Raw genomic sequence first — 14,087 nt, 5'->3', positions numbered from 1 at the left:
CTTAAGGCGTGCTGATGACTACCGCAACCCGGCGATTTTCAGCGCGCCCCTGCGCAGTGCGGTTGCTGCTGACAGGGTATTTTTTGCCTAAGCCCCGCGTAGTGAGATTGCTGCGCGGGATGTTCGCGCCCTTCGCCCAGGCATCCGCCACAACATTGGCACGTTTTAACGAAAGCGCTTCGTTGTAGCTCTCTTCGCCATAGTTATCCGTATGGCCATCCATCCTGGCGTGGTTCAGACCGGTTGCCGCCAGGCGTGAGGCCATAGTCTGGATCTGCGTTTCACTTTCCGGGCGCAGCCTGGCGTCATTTTTATCAAACAGGATCTTATCCGACAGGCCCAGAGACCAGTCGCCATTCAGTTCGTTAAAGCCGTAGGATTTCATGGCCGCAATTTGCTCTGGCGTGAATTTCCCTTCAGGGGATGACTGGCATCCGGACATTACCAGTGATGCCAGTATTAACGGCGCAAAGTATCGCTTTAACATATCGTCTTCCTTTCAGGATATTGTTTTCGAACGCTGGTTTTTGACCAGATACATATTGCGATCGGCTTGCTCCAGTAATGCTTCAACGGAGGCATTTTCCCACGCCAGAGCAAAGCCAATGCTGAGGGACATTGATGCTGTGTGCCCGTTATGCAGATCAAACGGACGGATAAATTGCTGCGACAGCGCAGCGCAAATAAATTCGACCTCACGTGCGGTGTGGACGCCGTAAAGGATCATGGCAAATTCATCGCCGCCAAGACGGTAAGACTGATGACGTTTTTCGCCAAACTCGACCATCCTTTTGGCGGCTTCGATCAGTACGCAGTCACCCGCGGCATGACCCCAGGTGTCATTGATAACCTTGAAGTTATCACCGTCCAGGAAGAGCAGGGCAGAATTGGTTTTTGCTGAAGCGTCGTTCATTAATGCCGCAATGTTGTTGCGAAACGCGGCGCGGTTTGCAAGCCCCGTGAGCGGATCGTGCATGGCGGTACGCAACAGTTGAGCGTTTTTCGCCTGTAGCTTGAGCTGCCACTCTTCCATTTCATCCAGCAGGCTGTTGAAGTCTTCACCAAACTGGTGGAACTCTTCAATGCGGCCTTCCGTTACCCGGCGAGAGAAGTTGCGGTTAGTGCGAACGTCATGCACAACGTCAGTGATGTTTTGCATTTCAGCAACCATGCCATGATGTAGCGAGCGGGTGATGGTCAATGCGACGGCAGAGGCAAAAAGAATGCAGCCGGTGAGGACCGCAAATGAGAGCCAGATAAAGTGGCTAATCAGGCTGTCTCGCGCGGTCAGACGAATTTCGCCAATCACATTGCCATTATGTATGATGGGCTGTGCGACAGGAACAGGGAACAACCACCGGTTGACCAGCGCGCCCAGCGTGTCGGTATTATCCGCCGGGTTCCATGACCACCAGGCAAACCGTTTATGATGTGCGTTAAGCACTTCCGCCACGGCGAACTGCCCCTGCTTGCCGAGGGTCGCCAGCGTTTCATTTGCCGCCACGGCATCGTTGAACACCAGAGAGGCTTCAAGGCTGTGGCTCATGGTGGCGCCGGTAAGTTCGAGGTTTTTTTGCGCGTATTGCTTTAATGTCACCACGGAAGCGAAACACAGCAGCAACCATATAAACGTCATCGTTATAATGACGCTTATCATGCTGATTCGTCGCAACGTTCTTTTAAACGTCGGACGCGGTGTTGGTGCGACTTCCTTATTCATGCTTCTTATTCCGTGCGAGCATTAATACATCCGGATTGACTCTTACGCCACTGCGCGCCAGCGCATCCAGATTTACGGAAAACCTGACGAGGTTGTGCTCTATTATCAGACAAAATGCGCTGCCAATAACGCATTCAGGATTTTGTTCTGACATTAATAGCAACGCCTGGCCCTGATATTGATTTATTATTTCCTGTTGTTTTGCCGGCGACTCGCTCCCGAAATAGAGGGCATCACACCTTGCTGCGAGTGCTTCCCGATCGCTATGCACAATGACAGGACTATAGGGCAACGGGTTGTGTTCATCTTCACTGCTGAGCGCCTGTCTGTAATGGGAAGAGGCATAAATACAGAGCTTAGGCTGGCCGGACAGTGCTGGCCATCGGGTGTAGCTCACAATGCCAGAAACAATCGAACGTACTGATTTATCCGTTTCCGTGAACGAGCCTGCCGTTGCAGGGGCTACTAAAATGAACAGTATTAGCACCAGGGGGAGTCGGAGCAAAGCGATCAAGATTGCATTTCTCATCAGAATCCGCCAAACCGCCCCGGAAATAGATGTCCTTAAGAATTGTCGGCAGAATACCATTGTTTATCAAAGTCGTCATTATGTCAGAAATATCCCTGTTTTGACCTAAGCTAAATCTTACAGTGAGCTATATTCAGAGGAATTAAGGCAGGCTCAATTAAGCCTGCTGGAACGCATACTTTCATCCAATCCTTGTTGCCAGGATTCATGCAGTTTTACTGCATTTTCAGTTGCATCGCAGCTGGCAGGAAATGATTTGCCCGCTAATCCCCAGGCGTGAATAAAGCCCTCTTCGCATATTTTTTTCTGTCCGTTAGCGTAGCCACGAAGATATTCCGCTCGATCAACCTGAGGGTCATTAAAACTATCGGCCAGAGCCTGGTTATCTTTAACCGGAACACCATTCATAGCGTCTTCTTTACCGGCCGTGAACCAGTCCGGGCTGGTCCAGTCAGGCTGAAAAGTATAAGGATTGATCTGGCAACCCGACAAAATCAGCGACAACAACATAAAAATAATTGAACGCATGGCTATTCTCCTTTTTGTGAGCATAGCCTGACTTACAGGCGTGCGTGTGTAATTTTAACTTTACGATTTTAGGCCATGACTTTTGCAATTAAAGGGTTGATGTAAAGTAATGTGTACGTATTTTGGATTGAAATCTTTACTTAATGTGATATCGTTGTGTCACCTCTTCGAGGAAAACCACTATCGCAAACGAGTTTGACAGGATCGCAATCATGCAAAAAGACGCGCTGAACAACGTACATATCACTGACGAACAGGTGTTAATCACCCCGGATCAACTGAAGGCGGAATTCCCGCTGAGCGTCGCGCAGGAAGCTCAGATTGAGCACTCGCGCCAGACCATTTCTGACATTATCGCTGGCCGCGATCCGCGTCTGCTGGTGGTATGTGGTCCTTGCTCTATTCACGATCCTGAAACCGCCATTGAGTACGCTCGTCGATTTAAAGCATTAGCGGAGGAGGTCAGCGATAGCCTCTATCTGGTGATGCGCGTCTATTTTGAGAAGCCACGTACGACCGTTGGCTGGAAAGGGTTGATCAACGATCCGCACATGGATGGCTCGTTTGATGTGGAAGCCGGCCTGAAGATTGCGCGTCGCCTGCTGGTAGAGCTGGTCAGCATGGGGCTGCCGCTGGCAACCGAGGCGCTGGATCCGAACAGCCCGCAGTACCTCGGCGATCTGTTTAGCTGGTCTGCGATTGGGGCGCGCACCACCGAGTCACAAACCCACCGCGAGATGGCGTCTGGCCTGTCTATGACGGTTGGTTTTAAAAACGGTACCGACGGCAGCCTGGCCACGGCGATTAACGCCATGCGCGCCGCCGCCATGCCCCATCGTTTTGTCGGGATCAACCAGGCGGGCCAGGTATGCCTGCTGCAAACGCAGGGCAACCCGGACGGGCATGTGATCCTGCGCGGTGGTAAAGCGCCAAACTACAGCCCGGCGGATGTCGCGCAGTGTGAAAAAGAGATGGAACAGGCGGGACTGCGTCCGGCGCTGATGGTAGATTGCAGTCATGGTAATTCGAATAAAGATTACCGTCGCCAGCCTGCGGTTGCAGAATCTGTGATTGCTCAGATTAAAGATGGCAACCGTTCAATTATCGGCCTGATGATTGAAAGTAATATTCATGAAGGCAATCAGTCATCGGAACAGCCGCGTAGCGCGATGAAGCCCGGCGTCTCGGTCACCGATGCCTGCATTAGCTGGGAAACCACCGATGCGCTGCTGCGTGAGATCCACAAAGATTTGAACGGCCAGCTGGCGACGCGTCTGGCATAAGAGGGTAGTTATGGTTGCTGAATTGACCGCATTACGCGATCAAATTGATGAAGTGGATAAGGCGTTGCTGGATCTTCTGGCGCGCCGCATGGCACTGGTTGCTGAGGTCGGCGAGGTTAAAAGTAAATACGGACTGCCGATTTACGTTCCGGAGCGCGAGGCCTCTATGCTCGCCTCCCGCCGTAAAGAGGCGCAGGCCCTGGGCGTATCACCTGATTTGATTGAGGACGTCCTGCGTCGCGTGATGCGGGAGTCCTATTCCAGCGAAAACGACAAGGGCTTCAAAACCCTCTGTCCGTCGCTGCGCCCGGTGGTTATCGTCGGTGGTGGCGGGCAGATGGGGCGTCTGTTTGAGAAAATGCTGACGCTTTCTGGCTATCAGGTGCGTATTCTGGAGAAAGAGGACTGGTCGCACGCGCCGGAGCTGATGAAAGACGCCGGAATGGTTATCGTCAGCGTGCCGATCCATGTGACGGAGCAAATAATCGCGAAACTTCCTCCGCTGCCGGAAGATTGCATACTGGTGGACCTGGCCTCCGTTAAAAATGGTCCGCTACAGGCAATGCTGGCGGCGCACACTGGCCCCGTGCTTGGGTTACACCCGATGTTTGGCCCGGACAGCGGAAGCCTGGCGAAGCAGGTAGTGGTTTACTGTGACGGACGGCAGCCGGAAGCCTACCAGTGGTTCCTGGAACAGATCCAGGTCTGGGGAGCACGTTTGCACCGCATTAGCGCGGTAGAGCATGACCAGAACATGGCGTTTATTCAGGCGCTGCGCCACTTTGCAACCTTCGCCTATGGGCTGCACCTGGCGGAAGAGAACGTTCAGCTTGAACAATTGCTGGCGCTTTCCTCGCCAATCTATCGTCTGGAGCTGGCGATGGTCGGGCGACTGTTTGCCCAGGATCCGCAGCTTTACGCCGACATCATCATGTCGTCTGAAAATAATCTGGCGCTGATCAAGCGCTATTATCAGCGTTTTGGCGAAGCGATCACCTTGCTGGAACACGGCGATAAACAAGCCTTTATCGACAGTTTCCGTAAAGTGGAGCACTGGTTCGGTGATTACGCCACGCGATTCCAGAGTGAAAGCCGCACGCTGTTGCGCCAGGCAAATGACAGTCGCCAGTAATGCGATGATGTATATACTGAAAGCCAGCATTGCTGGCTTTTACCATATATTGGGTGGATGTGGTTTATCAACCACTTACATTCATACGTTAATAAAAACAATAAGTTAAAAAAAGCTGTAACCATCTGGAACCGTTTCGAATACCCCGAAGTGTGGACGCAATGTGGACACTCCGGGGGGAGCAGAATCTACAGCGATATCCCTCCTGAAAGCGGATTCAATGCAACGGCATTTTGCAGGTACTCCGGTGACAAATGCGCATAAGTCATCGTCTGCTGGATGTTTGCATGACCCAGTATTTGCTGTAATGCAATGATGTTACCCCCGTTCATCATGAAATGACTTGCGAAGGTATGACGCAAAATATGCGTTGCCTGATTTGCAGGAATATCGGGTTTAACCATTTTCAGTACCTTGCAAAAACTCACGTAATCGACGTTGAACAGATTCCCGCTGGCATTCTTCTTTATGAGCGATTCAAGCTCAGAAGAAATCGGTACAGTGCGCTTTTTTCCGTTTTTGGTTTTCAGGAATGTCACGCGTCCGTTTACTATCTGTGCCGGTTTGAGTGTTGCCAGCTCTGACCACCGCCCGCCGGTACTAATCCCCAGCAGGGCAACCAGCAGATCATCACCTGTAAATGACTTAAGCAGCAGCGCAATTTCTACTTTGTTAAGGAAAGTCATTTCAGGGTTAGCCTCTGCTAATGGTGGCAAACCATGAACGGGGTGCACCCCAGCAAACTCTTCAAGTTGAATCAGTTTCGTGAACATGCCTGATAAGCGGTACATGTCACGGTTTATCGTCGATGCGCTGACTCCCTCACTAAGTCGCTTTGAACGGTAATCCATAAGTATTCTTTTGCTTAACCTTGTAACTGGTATGTCTCCCATATCACCAATGGTTTTAAGCAAATGATTAAACTCCTTCGTTCCGCGCTCATGGTTCTGTCCGTAATACTTCCACCATACGTCCAGCAATTCTGAAAGCGTTCTACGATCCGCTCGCTTCCCCGCCCATTCTTTGGTCTGTGCGTTCGCCAGAGTGTAGCGCTCAAAAGCCAGTGCTTCGGCTTTCCTTTCAAACTTCCGGCGAATGCGACGTCCTTCGCGCCCGCGCGGTCTAATGTCCACTTCATATCGCCCATCATCGAGCTTCTTAATAGACATAAGAAAGCCCTCCGGTGGGGTTGTAACTATCTTGGTAACAAATAGTGAAAATGTAATGCTTATAAAGAGTTAACCAATCTTCTTCTCGGAGTGGTCTGATTTTGTTGCATCTTGCCCATTGTGCGCGAAAGCCGGTGCGATCTGACCAGCTTGCGGCGCGGTTTTATCTGTCATAAGCCAAAGAGCATATTTCTCAAAACGAGGAGAGTTCGTAATCCTTAAGACGATCTGTAAGCCGGGATCACTTTGACCGCTTTCATAGTTCTTGATTGTTCCTTGCGCTATGCCGCTAATTTCGCTGAATTTCATTTGTGTTAGTCCCTCAGCTTTCCGTATCGCACGTAGTTTCTCTGCAAGATTCATTTGACATGTTCCTAAATTAGTGACTATATTCACCGCCAACAAGGTCACGAATTTGTGACTTATAGGGCAAACCAACCCCGTCAGGAGTCATCCTGAGCCGTTTTAAAGGGGCTGGATCTTGCAAGGTTAGCATGTAACCACATGAGAAAGGAGTGTGTTATGGAAGCAAACGACTACGTTATCCAGTATCCGCTTGACGCAGTTCACCCTGATAAATTCGCGGAATTGCTGGGAAAACCTCGCACCGCAGTAGTAGCGATGATTGAAAAAAACAAACTGCCGGTCATTGAGTTTCGCGACCCGGCAAAACCAAAAGCGCGTGCCGGTGACAAGCTTGTTTTCATTCCTGAGTTCAATCGCGGCGTGCGTGAGGCGTTTTATAACCGCCCGGCAGAACAACGTGATGCATGGTTGTTGTGGATGGGGCTATGACTATGAATGAGCCACGCTGCATAGCTCAGTTACTCCGTAACGAGAGCCCGACCCCGATTAACTTCACCATCACCCACGGCCGGGGACGTAAAGGCATCATTATCCGTACCCGTAAGTCTGGCATTCTGGCCGCTGTTGTTAAGCACATTATGAAAATCAGAGAGGTGTCAAAATGGCTGTGATGACTCTTGATTTGGTACAAAAACAACCTGCTGCACTGCGCGTTGTCATCGGCAAACATCTTGCAGAAGCTCGCTGGCAGGACTCTTGCGATTTTTACAATCAGATGATGGAACGCGACCGCCTGACGGTCTGTTTTCATGCTCAGCTTAAACAGCGTCACGCGACCATGCGTTTTGAAGAAATGAACGATGTAGACCGTGAGCGTCTTGCCTGCGCGATTGACGAGCTACGCGGTGCGTTTTCTAAACGGCGTCAGGTCGGAGCCAGTGAGTCGGCGTATATAAGTTATCTGACAGTAAGCCAGCGCCGCACTTTATTCCTTCACGCAGGATTAACTGAAAAGGAATTTAATCAGCCTTACTGGCGAGTTAATGAGGAGTCATGTTATTGGCGTGAGAAATTATTCCGTGCTCTACGTGAGTTATTCAGCCTCTTTGAATATGCCCCAACTATTTTGACCTCGGTTAAGCCCGAGCAATATTTGCATTAATTAAATAAAGGAGATTTTTTACGCGCTTGAATGCGTGGGACATCTTTTTGTCTGGAGCCGGGTAAATGGAAAAACAAATATCAGTTCCTCGCAGCAACATGAAAGAGTTGTTAGCGCAGGCCGCTTTTGAGGCTCAGATAGTCACCGCGACGCGTTTTGCGTCTGCGCTCGATTCTCTGATAGCTCACATTTGCAAGTCAGAAATGAACCGCACGGAAATCATTGAGCTGTTGGGGCAGGAGTCCGAAAAGCTTCACAGCTCTATATTAAATCGGCGTTAAGTTATTAAGGAGCTGTATGAGTATTAATATTGTTATCGATAATAAGTTCGTAATTACCAGCGACCAGTTCCAGTTTATTTTGCAGGAAAAGAAAATCGCTAAGTCTGGAAAGAATGCCGGTAAAGAGTGGCTCGATACTGTTGGTTTTTATCCAACAATTGGCAAGCTCGTTTCCGCTTTAGTGCTGCACAACATTTTAACCGGCGAAGCTCATCAGTTTTCTGAATTAGAGAAGCAGATCGAGCAGTTAGGTCAAAAATGTCTCGAAGCATTCACCACTAATGGCCGTTGAGACCCGGGGGCGCGTTGCCCCCTCGCCACCCCCGCCACTACCGAAAAGCACCGGTGAGACTTTCGTCGGTGCTTATCCGTGGAACAAATCTCGCGAGGCCATTGGCCGCGACAGACCCCTTACACGTGCCGAACTCCGTCAGGTGCAAGGTGTTTTAAACCGGATTGACCGTCTGCCGTTTTTCCTGCAAACGCTGTTTACCTCGCGTTATAACTTCATCCGCCGCACAAAGAGCCCTTTGGGTGCGCTGTATTTCCTCAAAAACACGTTTGAGCGCAAGCTGCTGCCGCGTCTTGAGCGTGTTAATGAGCTGTGCGGGATGAATGAATCCGCCTCGATAGGTTTTTTATCTGCGCGTGATGAATATGCACGCCTGCCGGATATGAACGACAAAGAGCTCAGGAAATTTGCGGCCAGAATCGCCGCTCAACTCTGGAGCAGATACGAAGAATTAAGCGATGCATGGGCGCAAGCGCACGGCGGCAGAGAGACTCTTTTCACCGATGAGGCGCAGGCGCATTTATACGGGAAAGTTGCCGGTGTTGCGCGCGCTTTCAACCTCACACCGATGTACTGGAAAAAATACCGTAAGGGTCAGATGACGATCCGCATGGCATTTTCCGCTATTTCACGTCTGATTAAGGATGAGTGGTGGGTTAACCAGCTCAAGGCGCAACGTATGCGCTGGCGCGAGGCGCTGCTCATTGCTGCCGGTGAGGTCAATAAAGACCGTTCCCCCTACGCAAGCAAAATGGCAATCCGCGATGTTCACGCGCGCCGCCTGGCTAATCTCGAATACCTGAAATCCTGCGAGCTCGAAAACAAAGTCACCGGCGAGCGTATCGACCTCATTAGCAAAGTCATGGGGAGTATTTCTAACCCTGAAATCCGTCGAATGGAGTTGATGAATACTATCGCCGGGATTGAGCGCTACGCGGCCAGCGTGGGTGACGTGGGGATGTTTATCACACTAACCACACCATCAAAATACCACCCGACCCGACAGGTCGGGAAAGGCGACAGCAAAACAGTGCAGCTCAATCACGGCTGGAACGAAAGCGCATTCACGCCAAAAGACGGTCAGCGCTATCTGTGCCGAATCTGGAGCCTGATGCGCACCGCGTTCAAAGATAACGATTTAGAGGTTTACGGGATGCGCGTTGTCGAACCGCACCACGACGGCACGCCGCACTGGCACATGATGCTGTTTTGCAAACCCGGTCAGCGTAAAGCCATTAACGAAATTATGCGTCGTTATGCCCTCAAAGAGGACGGTCATGAAAAGGGCGCGGCAAAACAGCGCTTTGAGTCACGTCATCTTAATCAGGGCGGCGCGGCGGGTTATATCGCTAAATACATTGCCAAAAATATCGACGGTTACGCACTCGACGGCCAGCTCGACCACGACACCGGCAAGCCTCTGAAAGATACAGCCGCCGCCGTCACCGCATGGGCGTCTACATGGCGCATCCCACAGTTTAAACCAATTGGCCTCCCGACGATGGGCGCTTACCGCGAACTGCGCAAGCTGCCGCGCGGCGTGAGTATCGCCAGTGAGTTTGACGACCGTGTCGAGGCTGTCCGGGCTGCTGCTGATGAAGGTGAATTTGACCTGTATATCATCGCGCAGGGAGGAGCAAACATTAAGCGTGATGCTCAGGCCGTCAGGGTCGCCCGTAAGGTGACGGATGAGGTCAACGAATACGAGGAAGATATCGAGAGGGTGGTCGGTATTTATGCCCCTCACCTCGGGGCTCACCGTGTCCGTGTAACCCGTACAGCCGAATGGCGCATCGTTCCAAAGGTTTTGGCCGTTGAGCCTTTGACCTTAAAAAGCGGCTTCGCCGCGCCTCGGAGTCCTGTCAATAACTGTGGAAAGCTCACCGGCGGTGACGATCCAGTTATGACTCCCACACCGTCTGAGCAAGCCGCAGCGGTGTTAAATCTGATTGAGCGCGGGGTAATCGGCTGGAATGAGCCGGACGTCGTGAAGGTGCTTAACGGTGCATTAAAAGCTGCTGCACCGCGCAAACATCGGCAGCAAAGAAGCAGTGCGCCCCTCAAAACCAGCGAGCAAGCGCCATCAGCCAGGATGACTAAGGCAGAAAGAGCTCGCATGGCAAAAATTCGGTTCGATTTAGCTCAGGAAGGAATTACCCCAGAACGGTGGGAGCTCGACGTGCTCGCCCGTGGGGCTACAGTGATTTATGGTGATAAAAAGTTCAAATACATGACAAATGATGATTGGCAGGCATAATCACTGCAACAAAATGGCTAAAATTCCGAGCGGTTATCCTGCTGATTTGAAGATGATTAAGGCGTTCGGATGCTAATAAAAGCATATGGCCAGTTGCATAAAAAAATGCGAGGATAGCAGGTATACAAAAACCAGCTTCTCTAATCGAGAGCTTTCGCTATAATACGCGGTCGGTTTTAGGAGGGGTCAATGCCAACTGTTGTTTCGCTGTTTTCAGGATGTGGTGGTTCAGATGCGGGCGTGTTAAACGCCGGTTTTAACGTACTTATGGCTAATGACATCTTGCCTTACGCGCGTGATGTCTATCTCGCGAACCATCCAGAGACTGACTACGTATTAGGCGATGTCGGTGGCATAACTACTTTTCCAACTGCCGATCTCCTGGTAGGTTGCTACCCATGTCAAGGCTTTAGCCAAGGGGGGGTTCGTAAAGCAGACCGGAAGATTAACACTCTTTATCTGGAGTTTGCACGAGCACTGAGAGCGATAAAGCCAAAGGCGTTCATTGTAGAAAATGTATCCGGGATGGTAAGGAGCAACTTTGAACATTTATTAAAAGATCAGTTTAAAGTCTTTGCTGAGGCTGGTTATAAAGTGAAGTCACAGATTTTGAATGCTTCACATTTTGGTGTTGCACAGAATCGTAAGCGTATTTTTATTGTTGGTATACACGAGAGTTTTGGGACAGAGTATACGTTCCCACAAGCATCTTTCGGCGAAGGTTTGAAGCCATATACCACTATCAAGGATGCAATTGGTGATCTGCCTGAATGGCCGACTGGTGAATTCTATGATACTGATTTTCATTGGTATTATATGTCACGAAATCGTCGTCAAGGATGGGACCAGATATCTAAGACGATTGTCGCTAACCCTAGGCACATGCCTCTCCATCCAGTAAGTCCAGAGTTAGAAAAAGTTGGGCCTGATGCATGGCGTTTCGTAAGTGACGAACGAGCCAGGCGTTTTAGTTTCCGTGAAGCGGCTCGTCTGCAAGGATTTGGAGACATTTTGTTCCCGGAAACAGAACGAGCATCAATGAATATGAAGTATACAGTGATTGGAAATGCTGTACCGCCTCCTTTGTTTGAGGCGGTAGCAAGGGCTATTCCAGATATCTGGTAACGTTATCGATAAGCCATATCAAAGGTTTCTGAGACGTAAGGCTGGAGAGGAAAGTTTTCTATCAACTCATTCTCTCTTGCCAGGTTAATCAAACGTAGCCGGTCTACAAAAATCGCATTTCCTATATCTGCTTTGTAAGCCCAATCACCATCCATCCACCTCAAATCTTGTGGGAGGAAATAGTAAGTAGCCCAAGGGTGCGTAACGGGGATACGAGATCCAAGTTTTGCATACGAAGCCTCTAATTGCTTAGCAACCCATTCTTTTTGAGAGCATCCACACTGTACAAATGCAATAGGTATGGCATCGCGATCATCACCCATGGGATGCCAGGCAATAATATCTAACCCACCGTCACCGTGGTCACCAGGTTTGAAATCGCGCTCTCTAAGACCAACTGCGGTACATCTAATATCATTTGCTATTGCTTGGTATTTCTCAAACAATGAACCACGATACCTCGCTTCTTCACCGCCGCCTGCCCAGTTGGGGACTACTTGAACGCCTCGGGGCATTAAAGAACTAAAGATGGGCAAGCTGATCACTTCAAAAGAACGTGTAACTTCAGCCCTTCTACGCTTAGGAATATATTTAATGTTGGCGCACAGCAATAAGGATAAATACATATGCTGTAATGAACTCAAACCATTCAAATCAGTTTCATTAAGAATAACTTCATCCATATCATCACTTACATGAAAAGGATAACTATTCCCAAAAATGACTTGTCTTTGAATTATAAAATCAATGGCTAAACGCCATTTCTCCTGAGATTGCTCTCTCGTATATCCCTCAGGTTGGCTGCGCATAACACTATCTAACTCACCGCGATTGAACCTTTTATCTGGGTGGACCAATGCTCGAATCTCAAGAAAATCCGCCCAAAAAAACTCATCGTTTGAGGGTAATGATTCCAAATTGAACAGCATTGTTAATCATCCTCTCGCACGCTTCTAATATGGGAGCGGATTTTCTTGGCCATTTCAAACATTTGATTGGCGGACTCTTCGTCATCGGCACTAAACGAATCAAGCTTCAGAAGCATATTCCACACAACACGAAGTCTCGCAGAAGCAGCCTGCATAGATTCTTCCAACGCCTCCTGTTGTCCGTTTGTATACAAATAGGCTTGGTCAATATCTCCTGTTTCTTTCAGGTTATTGACTGCATCGTCATTATCGACAATTTTAGCTATATCTTTTAGTCTTCGGGACTCTCTAATAATAGTCCGTCCCTGTTGGTCACGAACAAAACACCACGCAAAAAGATTTTTTAAGTTTTCTTCATCAATATCGCCGCTATCAAAATCTTTTTTATCCTCAAGTCCGAGCCATTCAGTAATGTTTGTATAACCAAGGGATGTAGTAATGTAGGAAAACTCTACATCATTCTCATCCATTTTTAGCCCATAAAAACCCTTTTCTTGTGCTTTTTCATAGAGCATTAAAGCGGTAAGCAATGCACCTACATAATGAGGTTTACTACCAATCTCTCTCGCAAGATTTTTAAGGAGCTCATCCTTAGAAACAGATTTATAGAACTCTTCACATAGTTCTTTAAGATACTTAGCCTTAGAAAGGGAATCCCATTCTTTTACACCCGTTATATGCCGGTAACCGATGTAGCGTAACACTTCCTCTCTGGTCTGATATACCAGGCAGGGAAGTTCAATTGGTTTGTTAGAAGTATCGCTTTTAATATCCTCAACACTTTTGCTTTTACGCGCTGGCGCACTTAGCTCACCGTTCAGCAATTTTACTGCGGCAAGCCTGCGGTTACCTTCTGCAACGACATAGTCAGTGCCATCCATGAACACTAAAAGGGGTTCGCCAGGAAAGTAACCTTGTTGCCCAATTGAAAGCATCAAATCATGAACGCTCTCATCATCAAGCATTTCTTCAACGACGGCTTCATCACTACTTGCGTCGTTCAAGCGGTAAAATCTTGGGTTCTTCGGGTCGAATGAAAGTAATTGCGTCTGAATAAATTCTATGTTTCTAGGCTGCGACATACTATTCCCTTGACATGTTTAATCGCGAATAGCCTCAGTTTATGCTTTCAAGACCAAGATTGTCACTAAAAGCTCAACAGCTTGCATTGAACTGCATTAATTTGCATTCGTTTGGTGTCTTAGCTATTGCTCGCCATTGCCGTTGTTGGCGCGGCTTGGGGCTCCCGATGCACCTGCATTAAAAGCGACCCGTTAAGCGCGCAGGCGAGGCGGGGATAGCACTGCGCGCCAGACGTGGTGACCAGGTTTATTTTACGCGCCTGTGCGCGTCGTGGTGGCGCGCTGTTATGTG

17 protein-coding genes are annotated in these 14,087 nt (G+C 49.3%); 9 read left to right on the top strand and 8 right to left on the bottom strand.

Translation table 11 applies throughout. The features are described 5' to 3' along the window. Position 1: 1 nt before the first annotated feature. The 4 genes from LOC22_RS05310 to LOC22_RS05295 form a co-directional block, all read right to left on the bottom strand. Entirely contained in the window at positions 2-487 is a 486-nt protein-coding gene (locus LOC22_RS05310) for an OmpA family protein (RefSeq protein ID WP_017382956.1), read from the bottom strand. A gap of 12 nt (positions 488-499) precedes the next feature. After that, entirely contained in the window at positions 500-1,720 is a 1,221-nt protein-coding gene (dgcN, locus tag LOC22_RS05305) for a diguanylate cyclase DgcN (RefSeq protein WP_047734687.1), read from the bottom strand. After that, positions 1,713-2,249, bottom strand: coding sequence for a YfiR family protein (locus LOC22_RS05300; RefSeq protein WP_015571570.1), 537 nt, complete (start codon positions 2,247-2,249; stop codon positions 1,713-1,715). The genes dgcN and LOC22_RS05300 overlap by 8 nt, the downstream gene beginning before the upstream one ends. A gap of 153 nt (positions 2,250-2,402) precedes the next feature. After that, positions 2,403-2,777 (bottom strand): DUF2799 domain-containing protein, encoded by a 375-nt coding sequence (locus LOC22_RS05295; protein ID WP_058686100.1) that lies wholly within the window; start codon positions 2,775-2,777, stop codon positions 2,403-2,405. 212 nt (positions 2,778-2,989) lie between these two features. Here LOC22_RS05295 and aroF point away from each other — a divergent pair, with 212 nt between their 5' ends. Together aroF and tyrA are read left to right on the top strand one after the other, a co-directional pair. Next, on the top strand, positions 2,990-4,060 hold the full coding sequence (gene aroF / locus LOC22_RS05290; protein WP_230239409.1) for a 3-deoxy-7-phosphoheptulonate synthase AroF: 1,071 nt from the start codon (positions 2,990-2,992) through the stop codon (positions 4,058-4,060). A 10-nt stretch (positions 4,061-4,070) separates the two neighbouring features. Continuing rightward, a complete protein-coding gene (tyrA, locus tag LOC22_RS05285; RefSeq protein ID WP_006811631.1) occupies positions 4,071-5,192 on the top strand; it encodes a bifunctional chorismate mutase/prephenate dehydrogenase in 1,122 nt (373 codons plus the stop codon). Positions 5,193-5,380: 188 nt separating this feature from the next. Here the strand turns inward: tyrA and LOC22_RS05280 are convergent, their stop codons facing one another. Next, entirely contained in the window at positions 5,381-6,361 is a 981-nt protein-coding gene (locus LOC22_RS05280) for a tyrosine-type recombinase/integrase (RefSeq protein WP_047721962.1), read from the bottom strand. A gap of 69 nt (positions 6,362-6,430) precedes the next feature. Further along, positions 6,431-6,724, bottom strand: coding sequence for a helix-turn-helix domain-containing protein (locus LOC22_RS05275; RefSeq protein ID WP_023295264.1), 294 nt, complete (start codon positions 6,722-6,724; stop codon positions 6,431-6,433). Positions 6,725-6,883: 159 nt separating this feature from the next. Here LOC22_RS05275 and LOC22_RS05270 point away from each other — a divergent pair, with 159 nt between their 5' ends. The 7 genes from LOC22_RS05270 (at position 6,884) to LOC22_RS05240 (ending at position 11,784) form a co-directional block, all read left to right on the top strand. Beyond that, complete coding sequence (locus LOC22_RS05270; RefSeq protein ID WP_023295263.1) at positions 6,884-7,156, top strand: Cox family DNA-binding protein; 273 nt, start codon at positions 6,884-6,886, stop codon at positions 7,154-7,156. A 2-nt stretch (positions 7,157-7,158) separates the two neighbouring features. After that, the gene (locus LOC22_RS05265; RefSeq protein ID WP_047721966.1) at positions 7,159-7,338 is read left to right on the top strand and encodes a hypothetical protein; all 180 of its coding nucleotides are present in this window, start codon (positions 7,159-7,161) and stop codon (positions 7,336-7,338) included. Further along, positions 7,329-7,829: a hypothetical protein gene (locus LOC22_RS05260; protein WP_023295261.1), complete on the top strand. Its 501-nt coding sequence runs from the start codon at positions 7,329-7,331 to the stop codon at positions 7,827-7,829. The genes LOC22_RS05265 and LOC22_RS05260 overlap by 10 nt, the downstream gene beginning before the upstream one ends. Before the next feature lie 65 nt (positions 7,830-7,894). Then, entirely contained in the window at positions 7,895-8,110 is a 216-nt protein-coding gene (locus tag LOC22_RS05255) for a DUF2732 family protein (RefSeq protein WP_047721967.1), read from the top strand. 16 nt (positions 8,111-8,126) lie between these two features. Then, positions 8,127-8,402: a DUF5405 family protein gene (locus LOC22_RS05250; RefSeq protein ID WP_230239408.1), complete on the top strand. Its 276-nt coding sequence runs from the start codon at positions 8,127-8,129 to the stop codon at positions 8,400-8,402. Beyond that, a complete protein-coding gene (locus tag LOC22_RS05245) occupies positions 8,392-10,659 on the top strand; it encodes a replication endonuclease (RefSeq protein ID WP_063940394.1) in 2,268 nt (755 codons plus the stop codon). Before LOC22_RS05250 ends, LOC22_RS05245 begins: the two co-directional genes overlap by 11 nt. 189 nt (positions 10,660-10,848) lie before the next feature. Beyond that, complete coding sequence (locus tag LOC22_RS05240) at positions 10,849-11,784, top strand: DNA cytosine methyltransferase (RefSeq protein ID WP_047721707.1); 936 nt, start codon at positions 10,849-10,851, stop codon at positions 11,782-11,784. Positions 11,785-11,786: 2 nt separating this feature from the next. Here the strand turns inward: LOC22_RS05240 and LOC22_RS05235 are convergent, their stop codons facing one another. Both LOC22_RS05235 and LOC22_RS05230 read right to left on the bottom strand, forming a co-directional pair. Continuing rightward, entirely contained in the window at positions 11,787-12,713 is a 927-nt protein-coding gene (locus tag LOC22_RS05235) for a hypothetical protein (RefSeq protein ID WP_047721710.1), read from the bottom strand. A gap of 2 nt (positions 12,714-12,715) precedes the next feature. Then, the gene (locus tag LOC22_RS05230; RefSeq protein WP_047721712.1) at positions 12,716-13,795 is read right to left on the bottom strand and encodes a ParB N-terminal domain-containing protein; all 1,080 of its coding nucleotides are present in this window, start codon (positions 13,793-13,795) and stop codon (positions 12,716-12,718) included. Positions 13,796-14,087 lie beyond the last annotated feature (292 nt).

Origin of the sequence: Enterobacter sp. AN-K1, from assembly GCF_020971765.1 — a bacterium.
In the GTDB taxonomy this organism is placed as follows: domain Bacteria; phylum Pseudomonadota; class Gammaproteobacteria; order Enterobacterales; family Enterobacteriaceae; genus Enterobacter; species Enterobacter hormaechei_C.
The sequence above is the reverse complement of the archived record's forward strand: the minus strand, read 5'-3'. Positions and strand labels throughout refer to the sequence as shown.

Excerpts from the sequence above, each read along its gene's own strand:
- LOC22_RS05240 (WP_047721707.1), top strand. The coding sequence starts at position 10,849 with ATGCCAACTGTTGTTTCGCTGTTTTCAGGATGTGGTGGTTCAGATGCG.
- LOC22_RS05265 (WP_047721966.1), top strand. The coding sequence starts at position 7,159 with ATGAATGAGCCACGCTGCATAGCTCAGTTACTCCGTAACGAGAGCCCG.
- LOC22_RS05245 (WP_063940394.1), top strand. The coding sequence starts at position 8,392 with ATGGCCGTTGAGACCCGGGGGCGCGTTGCCCCCTCGCCACCCCCGCCA.
- aroF (WP_230239409.1), top strand. The coding sequence starts at position 2,990 with ATGCAAAAAGACGCGCTGAACAACGTACATATCACTGACGAACAGGTG.
- LOC22_RS05250 (WP_230239408.1), top strand. The coding sequence starts at position 8,127 with ATGAGTATTAATATTGTTATCGATAATAAGTTCGTAATTACCAGCGAC.
- LOC22_RS05255 (WP_047721967.1), top strand. The coding sequence starts at position 7,895 with ATGGAAAAACAAATATCAGTTCCTCGCAGCAACATGAAAGAGTTGTTA.
- LOC22_RS05275 (WP_023295264.1), bottom strand. The coding sequence starts at position 6,724 with ATGAATCTTGCAGAGAAACTACGTGCGATACGGAAAGCTGAGGGACTA.
- tyrA (WP_006811631.1), top strand. The coding sequence starts at position 4,071 with ATGGTTGCTGAATTGACCGCATTACGCGATCAAATTGATGAAGTGGAT.
- LOC22_RS05235 (WP_047721710.1), bottom strand. The coding sequence starts at position 12,713 with ATGCTGTTCAATTTGGAATCATTACCCTCAAACGATGAGTTTTTTTGG.
- LOC22_RS05230 (WP_047721712.1), bottom strand. The coding sequence starts at position 13,795 with ATGTCGCAGCCTAGAAACATAGAATTTATTCAGACGCAATTACTTTCA.
- LOC22_RS05295 (WP_058686100.1), bottom strand. The coding sequence starts at position 2,777 with ATGCGTTCAATTATTTTTATGTTGTTGTCGCTGATTTTGTCGGGTTGC.
- LOC22_RS05270 (WP_023295263.1), top strand. The coding sequence starts at position 6,884 with ATGGAAGCAAACGACTACGTTATCCAGTATCCGCTTGACGCAGTTCAC.
- dgcN (WP_047734687.1), bottom strand. The coding sequence starts at position 1,720 with ATGAATAAGGAAGTCGCACCAACACCGCGTCCGACGTTTAAAAGAACG.
- LOC22_RS05280 (WP_047721962.1), bottom strand. The coding sequence starts at position 6,361 with ATGTCTATTAAGAAGCTCGATGATGGGCGATATGAAGTGGACATTAGA.
- LOC22_RS05310 (WP_017382956.1), bottom strand. The coding sequence starts at position 487 with ATGTTAAAGCGATACTTTGCGCCGTTAATACTGGCATCACTGGTAATG.
- LOC22_RS05260 (WP_023295261.1), top strand. The coding sequence starts at position 7,329 with ATGGCTGTGATGACTCTTGATTTGGTACAAAAACAACCTGCTGCACTG.
- LOC22_RS05300 (WP_015571570.1), bottom strand. The coding sequence starts at position 2,249 with ATGAGAAATGCAATCTTGATCGCTTTGCTCCGACTCCCCCTGGTGCTA.